Raw genomic sequence first — 12,944 nt, forward strand, 5'->3', positions numbered from 1 at the left:
GGTGGAATGGCGGTCCGTCGCCGCGCCGCTTCAGGTGGTGGCCGGTGGCAGCGGATCGGCGGCCGGCCGGGCGAGCAGGAAGCCCTGCACGAAGTCGGCGCCGCTGGCCTTGAGCCAGGCCAGATCCTCGGCCCGCTCGATACCCTCGGCGACGATGCGGATGCCCAGGTCGTGGGCCAGCTGGATCAGGCGCTGGATGATCGTCGCCTGCACCGGGTTGTTGTGCACGCCGTCGACCAGCCCCCGGTCCAGCTTGATGAAGTCCGGTTGCAGGCTGGGCAACAGGCCGAGGGTGGAGTAGCCGCCGCCCAGATCGTCCAGGGCCACCTTGAAGCCGGTGTTGCGGTAGTGGCGCAGCACGTTGGCCAGATGGTCCGGGTCGTTGATCTGCTCGGTCTCGACCACCTCGAAGACCACCCGCTCGCGCGCCAGGCCGGCCCGTTCCACCGCCGCGACGGTGGTCCTCAGGCAGAAGGCCGGGTCGTAGACCGCCGAGGGCGTGAAGTTGATGAACACGTGGCCGGTCAGCCCCTTGGCGCTCGCGTTGGCGACGTGGGTGGTGCGGGCCAGCCGATCGAGCGGAAAGATCAGGTCGGCCCGGGTGGCGGTGTCGAACATGGCGCCGGGGGGGATCATCGCGCCGTCGGGGCCGACGCCGCGCAACAGACACTCGTGGGCGAAAATCCGTGACGGGTCGCTTACATGGAAGATGGGCTGGAACAGGGTGGTCACCCGCTCGGCGGCGATCAGGTCGAGCAGCCAGCCGCCGCGGGCCCGGGCGGCGTAGGCGTCCAGACCCATCACCTGCCCCAGGTGCTGGCGTCCGGGCTCGGTGCCGTCGGGCAGGAACAGCACCCGGCTGTCGCGGCACTCGGCGCGGGTCAGGGCGTCGTCGAGCAGGGCGGCCAGACGGGTGTGGTCGTCATTGCCGACGCGGGCGATCAGGCAGGCGTCCTGGCCGTCGGTGTGGGCCGGGATGGCCGCCGCCGTCAGGGCACGCTCCAGCTTGCCCGAGGTGTGCCCCAGCGGCGTCCAGATCAACAGCCGCCCGTTGCCCCCCGGGGCATCGGGAACACACTCGCAGCGTGGACACAAGGACGCGGACATGTCGTTCTCCAGCTTGGCGGTCGGTGCGCCGGAGACCCCACCATGCCGTCTCGGGCGCTTCCGGGAAACACCCTTTCTCTTCGACCTCCCTCGGCCTACTCAGGTCCGCCAGGGCCGGCGCTGCCCTGGTCGGGGCCCGCGTGTTCCGGTGCCGGCGGGCCCAGGCAGCGTGCGGGCGGGAACCACAGGGAAACGGTGGTCCCGCCGCCGGGTCGGCTGTCGATCTCAAGGCGGCCGCCGAACAAGGTCATCAGGCGCTGGCACAGGTGCAGTCCGAGCCCGGTGCCATCGTGCCGGCGTGGCACGGCGCTGTCGGCCTGCTCGAACGGCCGCAGGGCTTTCTCGATGCCCTCCGGGGTCATGCCGATGCCCTGGTCGGCGACCTGGAGCAACAGACCGCCGGCCGGATCGGGCCGCGCCACAAGCCGCACGCGGCCGCCGGTTTGATTGAACTTCAGGGCGTTGGACAAAAGGTTGTTGAGGATCTGCAGAAGGGCCCGCCGGTCGCCGAGCAGCGGGGGCAGATCGGGGGCCACCTCGACGCTGATGCACTGGCCGCTTTCCTCGGCCATCACCATCTGCAACTCGCGGGTCCGTTCCATCAAGGCGCCCAGGGCCAGCGGTTCTTCGTCCAGTTCGTACTTGCCGGCCTCGATCTTGGACAGGTCGAGCACGTCGTTGACCAGACTGACCAGCAACGCCCCGCTGTTGCTGATGTGGCGGGCGTACTCGACGTACTTGGCGGCGCCGAGCGGCCCGAAGGTCTCAAGCCGCATCATCTCGGCGAAGCCCATGATGGCGTTCAGGGGGGTGCGCAGGTCGTGGCTCATCGCGGCCAGGAACTCGGACTTGGCCTGGTTGGCCCGCTCGGCCTCGGCCTTGGCGGCGAGGATCTCGGCCTCGGCCTTCTTGCGGCTGGTGATGTCGCGGATGAAGACGAACATCCGCCCCTCGGCGATGGGGCTGTAGCTGATGCCGATCTCCACATCCAGGATGCGGCCGTCGCGGGCCCGGTGGCGGCTCTGGAAAAGGTCGTTGCCCTGGCTTTTCAGGCGGGTGATGCGGGCCGCCGTGTCGACCGGGTGTTCGAGGACGTCGACGGCGTCCGGCTGGCGACCGAGCAACTCGCCGCGCTGGTAGCCGGTCATGCGCAGGTAGGCGTCGTTGACCTCGAGCAGCCGGCCCCGGTTGTCGGTCAGCCAGAAGCCGTCATGCGCCGAGGTGATCACCGAGTGGTACAGGGCCTCGCGTTCGCGCACCTGCCGTTCGGCCTCCAGGCGGTCGCCGATGTCGAACAGGGTGACGGGGACATCCGACCAGTCGCCCAGGGACTCGGGCGAGGGGACCGCCAGCACCACGTCGATCACCGTGCCATCAAGGGCCCTGAAACAGGTTTCGACGCGAAACGACGGGCGACCTTCCCACACCGCCAGGATGAACCCGGTGAAGGTGGCGAGGGTTTCGGGCAGGACCAGCCGTTCCAGCGAGCCACACAGCTCGTCCGCGCGGCCGGCCCGGAACAGGCGTGCCGCGGCGGCGTTGGCCCGGGTGACGCGCAGGGTCGAGAGCAGTTCGCGGGCGCCTTGTGGATGCTCGGCCAGCCACCTCCCGAGATCGCGCACGCCGTCGGCGCGCAGGCGCTGAAGGGCGGCGCGGAAGGCGGTCTGGTCCTCGGTCCAGATGGCGGTCTCGGCGGTTTCGAACAGCAGCGCGTTGCGCGCCGCCGCCTCGCGGGCCTGACGCTCGGTCTCGGCGCGTGCCGTGATGTCGCGCATCAACAGGCCGAGCAGCGCCGTGGCCAGGGCCAGGGTGGGTACGAAAACCGGGGTCACGGTGCGCGCCACCACGGCCGCGCTCTCGCCCGGCAGCAGCAGGAACAGGGCGGCGGCGACGCCATGCACCAGCAGGCCGAAGAGCAGCAGCATGCGGCCACTCAGGGCCACCCGGCCGCGCTGGTGAAGGGCCCGGTAGCCCAACCCGAGCAGGGCGCTGGCGGCGATCACGGCGGCGCCGATCACGTCTCCCGGCGGGCCCAGGCCAAGGCGATAGCCGCCGGCGATGGCGGTCGCCACGGCGGCCGGCAGAGGGCCGCCGAACAGGCCGGAAATGGCCAGCACCACCGAGCGTGGATCGAAAATCAGCCCGTCGGTCAGGCGGACCGGGGTCAGCATCCCGAACACCGCGATGCCGCCGAACAGCAAACCGGACAGCACCTGGGTGGTCAGCGGGCGCTGGGCGCGGTTGCGCAACACCATGCCCTGCAGGTAGGTCAGGGCGACCAGGGAGGCGGCGGCTTGCGCCAGGCCGACGATGATATCCACGACTCGCTGTCCGACCAGCAGGGGGGGGCAGGCCGCCAGCGACCGCTTGACCGGCGGTCGCATTCTATAACCATTACATCATCGTTCACATGCCGGGGGAAGGCAAGTTGGCAGCCGGCACGTTTGCAACTGCCCAGTTGCCGGGCGGATTGCTCCCGGGGCGCGGCATTCCCTTCGCGCGCCGACCGTGGTAGGGGTTCGGGGCCCCTTCACCCAGCCTCCCCGAGCCCAAGCCCCCCGAGCGATGGAACAGGCCCGCGACCTCCTTCAACGTGTGTTCGGGTTCGCCGACTTCCTGCCCCACCAGCGCGCCGTGATCGAACGGGTGCTGGCCGGCGACGACCTGCTGGCAGTGCTGCCGACCGGGGCCGGCAAGTCGCTGACCTATCAGTTGCCGGCCATCCGGCGCGGCGGGCTGACCGTGGTCATCTCGCCGCTGAAGGCGTTGATGCGCGATCAGGTGGCCCAGATGCGGGCCCTGGGGATCGCCGCCGGCGCCGTGCACACCGGCAATTCGGCGGACGAGAACGCCGACACCGAGCGGGCCCTGGCCGAGGGCCGGCTGGCCCTGCTCTACCTGTCGCCGGAACGGGCCCTGCGCGACGACACCGCCCGCCGGCTGGCCGCCGCCGCGCCCCGCCTGATGGTGGTCGACGAGGCCCATTGCATCTCCGAATGGGGCCACGATTTCCGGCCGGAATACCTGCAACTGGGCGAGCTGCGGGGTCGGCTGGGCGGGCCGCAATGTCTGGCCCTGACCGCCACCGCCGACGCCGCCACCCGGGACAGCATCAACCAGCGGCTGTTCGGCGGCGGGGCCCACATCCACGTGGCCGGCTTCGACCGCCCCAACCTGCGCCTGACCCTGGCCCCCAAGACCGATCCGACCCGCCAACTGGCGCGCTTCCTGGAGCGCCACACCGGGGGCTCGGGGATCGTCTATTGCGCCACCCGGGCCCGCACCGAGGAGTTGGCCGACAGCCTGCGCAAGGCCGGCCTGGATGCCGAGGCCTACCACGCCGGCCTGGAAGACGCGGTGCGCAACCGGGCCCAGGACCGCTTCCAGACCGAGGACGGGGTGGTGGTGGTGGCCACCAACGCCTTCGGCATGGGCATCGACAAGCCGGACGTGCGCTTCGTCGCCCATGCCGACCTGCCGGGCAGCGTGGAGGCGTGGTACCAGGAGATCGGCCGGGCCGGCCGCGACGGCCTGCCGGCCGAGGTGCTGACCCTCTATGGCCTGCAGGACATCTCCCTGCGCCGCCGCTGGATCGCCATGTCGGAGGCCGACGCGGCCCACAAGCGGGTCGAGAACCAGAAGCTGGATGCCCTGATCGCCCTCTGCGAGGCGCCCGACTGCCGCCGCCAGAGCCTGCTCGCCTATTTCGGCGAAACCGCCGAGCCCTGCGGCAACTGCGACCTGTGCCTGGAGGCGCCGGAGCGCGAGGACGCCACGGTGGCGGCCCAGAAGGTGCTTTCGGGCATCTGGCGCACCGGACAGCGCTTCGGCACCCGCCATGTCATCGACCTTTTGCGCGGCACCGAGACCGACCGCATCCGCCAGTTCGGCCACCACGAGTTGAAGACCTTCGGCTGCGGCGGCGAGCTGTCGATCCAGGCCTGGACCACGATGATCCTGCAGATGTCGGCCGCCGGCCTGGTGGTGCCGGACATCACCCGGCACGGGGTGCTGACCATCACCGAGCGCGGCGAGCGGGTGTTGCGCGGCCGGGAGACCTTCCACCGCCGGGTCCCCACCCTGACCCCACGCGGCAAGCGCAGGAAGGAGGCGCCCGACCCGGTGGTGCAAAACGCGGCCGATCAGGGCCTGTACGACGCCTTGCGGGCCTTGCGCACCAGGCTGGCCAAGGAAGCCGATGTCCCGGCCTACGTCATCTTCCCCGACCGCACCCTGCTGCACATGGCGGCAACGAAGCCGCGCACCACCGAGGCGTTGTCGGCGGTCCATGGGGTGGGGGAAAAGAAGCTGGCCACCTACGGCCCCGCTTTCCTGGCCGTGATCGCCGAGTGGGCGTAGGGGGAGCGCCGATCCCGAGGGTGCGGCCCTGCGGGTCTGGTGGTTGTTTCGTGCGCGGGAGCGGGGGCGCGGCTCTTGTTCAATCAGGCTCCAACGGCCACCGGGCCACCTTGATGAAGCGGAGCGTCATGGCGACCAACGAGACAACGCTGGCCAGCGCCACGGCCTGGAAGATGCCGGCCACCCCCTGACCCGCGGTCAACGTCAAAAGGATGGCGGCCGGCACCAGGATTCCCCAATAGCTGATCAGATGCAGGCCGGTGGGCACCCAGGTGTCACCCCGTCCGCGACAGGCGTGGTTCATCACCGTCTGTCCGCCGTCAAAGACGAGGGCCAGCGCGACCCATGCGAGAATCGGCACCGCGCCGGCGATGACCGCATCCTCGGTGGTGAACAGACGCACCAGAGGGGCCGGGGCCACCAGGTAAGCCAGTGCCACGCTCCCCGTCACCAGCACCGTCAGGGCCAGGCCGATCCATCCGGCCAGCCAGAGACCTCGGGCGTCGGTGCGGCCCCAGGCGTTGCCCACCCGCACCTGCGTGGCGGTGGCCAGGCCGAAGGCCACCATGAAAGGGATCACCAGGAACTGAAACAACACCCCGTTGATGGCCAGCGCCAGCGTGCCCAACAGCCCCACGACCAGGGTCAGGGTGCTGAAGGCGCCGGCCTCCAGGGTGTAGGACAGGCCGGCCGCGTAGCCCGGTTGGCGGAGGGGGGTGATGGCCCGCCACCAGCCCGGCAGGGTTCGCCCGCGCCCGATCCCGGCGCCGTCCGAGGCGGCCCCGGTCAGGCCAAGGGCCGCGCGGTCCTTCAGGCCGAAGCGGACGTAGAGGCCCAGGCCGGCCGCCAACAGACCGGCGGTCAGCACCGTTGCGATGGCGCATCCCAGCGCCCCCATGGCGGGAATGGGACCGGCCCCGAACACGAACAGGACGTTGAGGCCCAGGTTGGCGAGGTTGGCGAGCAGGACGGCCACCATGCCGAGCTTGGGGCGGTTGATGGCCTCCAGGAACGAGGCGCTGACCAGGAACAGCCCCAAAAGGGGCAGGGCCATCCCCAGCACCCGGGCCACCGCTCCGGCGTGAGCCGAGAGGACGGGGTCCTGCCCGCTCCACAGGAACAGGGGTTCCGCCGCCTGAAGCGCGCCCCCCAGACATCCCCCGACCAGCAGTGCGTAGGGCAGGGCGCGCCGCCAGATCGATCCCAGGGTGTGTGTGTCTCCGGCGCCGAACAGTCGGGCCGCCACCACCGGGACACCCAGCAGCAATCCGGACAGCGTGGCGATCAGGCTTTCAAACGGGGCGGCCGCCAGCACGTAGGCGGCCAAGGCTTCCGCATTGGCGCGTCCCAGAACGATGACGTCCGTCGACGACAGGCCCACCATGCCGACACGGGCCACCACCACCGGCCCAGCCAGGGTGAGGGTGCGCAGGATATGGTGGCGCAGGGACTGGGGTGGGGACTGGGGCAGGGACTGGGGCTGAGGGGATCGATCGCGGAATGGACCCCGAACGGTGGTCATGAGCGTGGGGCCTTGACGGGGGAGATGTTTCGACTGAGGTGAGCGGACGCCATGCGGCTTTGCGGACGGGCGCAACCCCTTGCCGGCGCTGCTCAGATCACCGCCGCCGGCAGGGGGTCGGCGGGGTCGAGGGCCAGGGCGTCGGCCACCTTTTCCAGGCCCTGGCGCACCGCCTCGCGGTTGTCGGTGGCGCCCAGGCAGAGGCGCAGATAGGGCGGCGGCGGCTCCAGGCCGCGGGCATCGAAGACGTGCGGGTCGGTGACCGTCACCCCGCGCCGGCGCAGCGCGCCGATCAGTCGGCCCGGCTGGGCGCCCTCGGGCACCGGCAGCCACAGGTGATAGCAGGCCCGGCCGGGCACCGGGGGCGGGGTGCCCAGGATGTCGGACGCCATGCGCTGACGGGTCAGGGCCTCCTGGCGGTGCCAGTGGAGCAGCGGCTCCAGGTTGGCCGGCTCGAGCATGCGGGCGGCCAGCTCGATGCCGATCGGCGGGGCCATCCAGCCGGACAGCCGCACGTTGGTGGCCAGCCGACTGGTCAGCCCCGAGGGGCCGCGCAGGAAGCCGACCCGCAACCCGCCGCTCATCACCTTGGCGGTGCCGGTCAGGAAGACGGTGATGTCCGGCGCCAGACGGGCCAGCGGCGGGGCCGGGCGCTCGGCCAGGAAGCCGTAGATGTCGTCCTCGACGATCATCATCCCATGGCGTCGGCACAGCGCCACCACCTCCTCGCGCCGCTCGGCCGGCATGTAGCTGGCGGTCGGGTTGTGGAAGCTGGGGATGGTGACCAGCACCTTGGGATGGAAGCGGCGGGCCAGGGCATCCAGGGCGCGCGGGCACAGGCCGTGCTGGTTGGTCTCGATGCTGACCACCTTGAGGTGCAGCAGCCGCGCCACCCCCAGCACCCCGGGATAGGTGGTGGCCTCGCAGGCGATGGTGTCGCCGGGGTTGGCCAGGGTGGCCAGGGTGGCGGTCAGGGCGTTCTGCACCCCGTTGGCGACCACCACCTCGGCCGGGTCCACGTCGAGTCCGGCGCGGGCCATCCAGGCGGCGCCGGCCTGCCGATGGGCCAGGGCGCCGCCGTCCGGCAGGTAGTGCAGCAACTGGTCGATCTGGCGGGGGTCGGACTGCTGCGCGGTGCGCCGCAGGAGCTCGGTGAAGGGACCGCGGACCGGGCTCGCCGGGGTGACGTTGAAGCTGAGGTCGATCACCGACTCGGCGTACTGGCTGGCCACCGAGATCTGGTCGGCGGGCGGCATGTGGGGCGCGTCGAGGTCCGGGGCGGCCTCGCCGCGCACGAAGGTGCCGCGCCCCACCTCGCCCGACAACACGCCGAGCCGCCGGGCCTCGCCATAGCCCCGGGTGATGGTGCCCACCGTCACCCCCAGGCGCCACGCCAGGTCGCGTTGGGCCGGCAGGCGGCAACCCGGGGGCAGGGTGCCATCGGCGACGGCGGCGGTGATGGCCTGGGCCAGTCGCTGGTACAGGGGGCCTTGGTGGGCGGAGAGATCAGGGGTCCATATTGTCATGGTTACAATAATTGCATTGACCGAAATGTGGGGCAATGTTTTTCTTCGATTGTACCCGTTGTCGGGGCGGGTATGCCCCGCGATGGACGGGTGCATTAGAGACAATCCACGAGACGTCAGGAGGGCGTCATGACCATGATCGCCGGAAACCCCTCGCCCGCTTATGGCGAATGTACCGATTCATTGTCCCGCAGTGCCGTGTCCCACGCCGCCCTGGTGTCGGCCACCACCGAGGCGCCCCTGCGCGGCTGGCGTCTGGCCGGCGCCGGCGGCAAAGCCGTGGTGCGTGGCCTGGGGCAGGCGGTGATCGATCTGGTCTGGGTCGGCCGCGCCTTCCTGCGCCGGCAGGCCGAGTACAACCGGCTGGCCGCCCTCGATGAGCGGATGCTGCGCGACATCGGCCTGACCCGGGGCGATGTCGATCTGGTGACCTGCCGCACCCCGATTGAACAGTGGGCCCTGCTGCATCGCGAGATGACGTCCGACCGCCGCACCGGCCGCCGGCACTGAGCCTCGGCCCAACCGTCAGTCCCCCGTATCAGACGTCCGAAAGCCTCCCCTCCCATGCTGCTCAACGCTGAATTCGCAAGCCCGGCCGGCGATCCGCTGGCCGGGCTGCCTGATCTTGCGGCCCTGAAGGCGGCCAGCGATCTGGTGCGCCGCCACATGTTGCCGACGCCGACCCTGAACTGGCCGCTGCTCGACCGCCGCATCGGCGCCGAGGTCTGGGTCAAGCACGAGAACCACACCCCCATCGGCGCCTTCAAGGTGCGCGGCGGGCTGGTCTACCTGAGCCGCCTGAGGCAGGCCCGGCCCGAGGTCGGGGGCGTCATCTCCGCCACCCGGGGCAACCATGGGCAAAGCCTGGCCCTGGCCGGGCGGACCGTCGGCCTGTCGGTGGTGATCGTGGTGCCGGAGGGCAACAATCCGGAAAAGAACGCCGCCATGGTGGCCCTGGGGGCCGAACTGGTGGTCCACGGCCGCGACTTCCAGGAAGCCGCCGAGCACGCCGCCGAGTTGGCCGAGGCGCGCCACCTGCACATGGTGCCGCCGTTCCACCCGTGGCTGGTCGAGGGCGTGGCCACCTATGGTCTGGAGCTGTTCTCGGCCCACCCGGACCTGGAGGCCGTCTTCGTGCCCATTGGCATGGGCAGCGGCATCTGCGGGCTGATCACCGCGGCCCGGGCGCTGGGGGTGGAAATCCCCATCATCGGCGTGGTCAGCCAGGGAGCGCCGGCCTACCACCTGTCGTTCCGGGCCGGCCGGGTGATCGCCACCGAGCGCGCCGAGACGGTGGCCGATGGGCTCGCCTGCCGCACTCCCAGCCCGCAGGCGCTGGACATCATCCGGGCCGGCGCCACCGATGTGGTGACGGTTGCCGACTCGTCCATCCGCGCCGCCATGGCGGCCTATGTCACCGACACCCACAACCTGGCCGAGGGCGCCGGGGCGGCGCCGCTGGCCGCCCTGATCGAGGCCAACGGGCTGTACCGGGGGCGCAAGGTCGGCGTGGTCTTGTCGGGCGGCAACGTGGACCGCATTCTGCTGAGCGAGATTCTCGCCGCCGAGGAGTGACAGGCACACCATGACCGACGCCCCAACCACCGAGGAACTGTTCCGCGACGACGGCTATCTGGACCACTGCACCGCCCGGGTGATCGGCCATGCGGAAGGGGCGGTGGTGCTGGATCGCACGGTGTTCTATGCCCAGGGCGGCGGCCAGCCCGGCGACAGCGGGCGGCTGGTTCTGCCCGAGGGTGGCGAGCTGGCGGTGGTCAATACGGTGACCTCGCGCGACGATGGCCGGCATCTGCACCTGCTGGCCGAGGGGGCGGCGCTCCCACCCGTCGGAACCGAGGTCGTGGCGCACATCGACTGGCCGCGCCGCCATCGCCTGATGCGCATCCACACCTGCCTGCACCTGCTGTGCGCGATCGTCGACGGGGCGGTGACCGGCGGCTCGGTGGGCGAGGGCAAGGGGCGGCTCGACTTCGACATCCCCGAGGCGAGCCTCGACAAGGACGACCTGACGGCGCGCCTCAACGCCCTGATCGCCGCCGACCACCCGGTCGCCCCGACCTGGATCGAAGAGGCCGAACTGGACGCCAACCCGGAGATGGTGCGCACCATGTCGGTCGCCCCGCCGCGCGGCGCCGGCCGGGTGCGGGTGCTGGAGATCGGCGCCGAGCCCGCCGCCCTGATCGACCGCCAGCCGTGCGGCGGTACCCACGTCGCCCGGACCGGCGAGATCGGCCCGGTGGTGGTGACCAAGATCGAAAAGAAGGGGCGCCAGAACCGGCGCGTCAACGTGGCCTTTGCGCCAGAGGGTCAGCCCGCCTAACATTGCCGCTCCCAATGATCGCCGCGTTGTCTGCAACCGGGAGCGTCCGTTCGCCCACATGACCCATGATCTGATGGCCACCGGTGGCCTGAGCCTGGAGATGGTTCTGGTCTTCGCCGTGGTGGCCGTGACCGTGACCCTGTACGTCACCGAATGGGTCAGCCTGGAGCTGGCCTCGCTGTTCGGGCTGACCGCGCTGCTGGTCGTCTTCCACCTGGTGCCGGTGGCGGCGCCCGGTGGCGGCACGGTCGGCCCGGGGCAGATCCTGGCCGGCTTCGGCAATCCCGCCCTGCTCGCGGTGATGGCCCTGCTGGTGGTCGGCGAGGGGTTGATCCGCACCGGGGCGCTGGATGCCATCGCCGAGGCGGTCGACCAGCCGCGCCTGGGGCCGCTGAGCCTGGGGCCGACCGGCTCGCTGGTCCTGCTGCTGGCCCTGGTCGCCCTGCTTTCGGCCTTCCTCAACAACACCCCGGTGGTGGTGATCTTCATCCCCATCCTGCAAGCCCTGGCCCAACGCCAGGGGCACAATGTCTCGCGGCTGATGATGCCGCTGTCGTTCATCGCCATCCTGGGCGGCATGACGACGCTGATCGGCTCGTCGACCAACCTCCTGGTCTCCAACAGCCTGACCGGCCTGGGGCTGGCGCCGCTGGGCTTTTTCGAGTTCACCCCGCTGGGGCTGATCATGGCCGTGGTCGGCTTTTTCTATGCCGCCTTCGTGCTGCCCCGGGTGTTGCCGGAACGCGCCCCGCTGGCCAGCCGGCTGACCGGGCACGGCAAGCAGTTTCTGTCGCAGTTCGTGGTTCCGGCCGAGTCGGCGCTGGTCGGGGCCAGGGCGGTGGCCGGCCAGTTCGCCCAGTTGCCCGATGTCACCGTGCGCATGGTCCAGCGCGGCGAACACGCCGAGCTGCCGCCCTTCGACGGCCTGGAAATCCAGGCCGGCGACCTGCTGGTGGTGGTCGCCACCCGGGCCGCCCTGACCGACCTGATGAGCGACCATCCGGGCCTCTTCCTGCCGCCGGTCGATGGCGGGCCGGACAGCGCCCGGGCCCGCCTCGCGGCCACCGACCCGACCCGCGTCGAAACCGCCAAGGGGGGCGGCAAGGGGGGCGGCAAGCAGGCCCGCAAGGGCGACGGCGAAGGCAAGTCCGAGGCCGACAGCCGGCGCGACAGCGAGCTGCGCGACCGGGTGCTGGTCGAGAGCATGGTTTCGCCCTCGTCGCGCATGATCGGCCAGAACCTTCAGCAATTCAGCCTGCGCCGGCGCTTCAACTGCGTGGTCGTCGGGATCTTGAGGCGCAACCGCATGATCCGCGCCCGGATGACCGAGATCCGGCTGGAGGCCGGCGACGTGCTGCTGCTGTTCGGACGCCAGCGCGACATCGACCTGCTGCGCGCCGAGCGCGATCTGGTGGTGATGTCGGGCACCACCGGCACCCTGGTCCGGCGCACCAAGGCGCGGGCCACGGCGGCGGTGTTCGGGCTGGCCGTGGGGCTGGCGGCGCTGGGCCTGATCCCCATCGTGCTGGCGGCCATCGGCGCGGCCAGCGCCATGCTCGCCCTGCGCGCCCTCAACCTCCGGCAGGCGGCGCGGGCGCTCGATACCAAGATCTTCATGGTCGTCGCCTGCGCCCTGGGCATGGGCTACGGTCTGGAGGCCACCGGCGGCGCCCAGTGGCTGGCCGCCAATCTGGTCGGCGGGCTGGGCGAGGTGCCGCCCGAGGTGATGTTGTCGGCCTTCTTCCTGGTCGTGGCGTTGTTCACCAACCTTTTGACCAACAACGCCTGCGCCGTGCTGTTCACGCCCATCGCGGTCAGCCTGGCCCAGACCATCGGCAGCGATCCGCGGACCTTCGCGGTGGCCACGCTGCTGGCTGCCAATGCCTCGTTCGCCGCCCCCATGGGCTACCAGACCAACCTTCTGGTGATGGCGCCGGGACACTACCAGTTCGCCGATTTCGTGCGCGGCGGGCTGCCCCTGGTCCTGCTGCTGTGGCTGGTGTTCTCGCTCTCGGCCCCCCTGGTGCTGAATATTTAGGCGCCAGAGCAGATCGGGCGCGTGAATCTGCTCTCGATTCAATGACTTGGA

9 protein-coding genes are annotated in these 12,944 nt (G+C 70.8%); 5 read left to right on the forward strand and 4 right to left on the reverse strand.

What is annotated here, in order from left to right:
• Window positions 1-30: 30 nt before the first annotated feature.
• Entirely contained in the window at window positions 31-1,107 is a 1,077-nt protein-coding gene (locus BLR95_RS12600; RefSeq protein ID WP_092620734.1) for an EAL domain-containing protein, read from the reverse strand.
• Between the two features lie 95 nt (window positions 1,108-1,202).
• A complete protein-coding gene (locus tag BLR95_RS12605; protein WP_176787841.1) occupies window positions 1,203-3,428 on the reverse strand; it encodes an ATP-binding protein in 2,226 nt (741 codons plus the stop codon).
• 244 nt (window positions 3,429-3,672) lie between these two features.
• Between BLR95_RS12605 and recQ the strand changes: the two genes are divergently transcribed.
• Complete coding sequence (gene recQ, locus BLR95_RS12610; protein ID WP_092620738.1) at window positions 3,673-5,466, forward strand: DNA helicase RecQ; 1,794 nt, start codon at window positions 3,673-3,675, stop codon at window positions 5,464-5,466.
• A gap of 79 nt (window positions 5,467-5,545) precedes the next feature.
• Here the strand turns inward: recQ and BLR95_RS12615 are convergent, their stop codons facing one another.
• Both BLR95_RS12615 and BLR95_RS12620 read right to left on the reverse strand, forming a co-directional pair.
• Window positions 5,546-6,988, reverse strand: a complete 1,443-nt coding sequence (locus BLR95_RS12615; RefSeq protein WP_092620740.1) for an MATE family efflux transporter — start codon at window positions 6,986-6,988, stop codon at window positions 5,546-5,548.
• 92 nt (window positions 6,989-7,080) lie between these two features.
• Window positions 7,081-8,514, reverse strand: a complete 1,434-nt coding sequence (locus BLR95_RS12620; RefSeq protein WP_176787843.1) for an aminotransferase-like domain-containing protein — start codon at window positions 8,512-8,514, stop codon at window positions 7,081-7,083.
• Between the two features lie 198 nt (window positions 8,515-8,712).
• Here BLR95_RS12620 and BLR95_RS12625 point away from each other — a divergent pair, with 198 nt between their 5' ends.
• The 4 genes from BLR95_RS12625 to BLR95_RS12640 are packed head-to-tail and all read left to right on the forward strand — an operon-like array spanning window position 8,713 to window position 12,893.
• On the forward strand, window positions 8,713-9,024 hold the full coding sequence (locus BLR95_RS12625) for a YjiS-like domain-containing protein (protein WP_176787845.1): 312 nt from the start codon (window positions 8,713-8,715) through the stop codon (window positions 9,022-9,024).
• 54 nt (window positions 9,025-9,078) lie between these two features.
• Window positions 9,079-10,089: a threonine dehydratase gene (locus tag BLR95_RS12630; protein WP_218119553.1), complete on the forward strand. Its 1,011-nt coding sequence runs from the start codon at window positions 9,079-9,081 to the stop codon at window positions 10,087-10,089.
• A 10-nt stretch (window positions 10,090-10,099) separates the two neighbouring features.
• Complete coding sequence (locus tag BLR95_RS12635; RefSeq protein WP_092620746.1) at window positions 10,100-10,855, forward strand: alanyl-tRNA editing protein; 756 nt, start codon at window positions 10,100-10,102, stop codon at window positions 10,853-10,855.
• A gap of 58 nt (window positions 10,856-10,913) precedes the next feature.
• Window positions 10,914-12,893: an SLC13 family permease gene (locus BLR95_RS12640; RefSeq protein ID WP_245689513.1), complete on the forward strand. Its 1,980-nt coding sequence runs from the start codon at window positions 10,914-10,916 to the stop codon at window positions 12,891-12,893.
• The last annotated feature ends 51 nt before the right edge of the window (window positions 12,894-12,944 follow it).

The organism is Roseospirillum parvum, assembly GCF_900100455.1.
Classification (GTDB): domain Bacteria; phylum Pseudomonadota; class Alphaproteobacteria; order Rhodospirillales; family Rhodospirillaceae; genus Roseospirillum; species Roseospirillum parvum.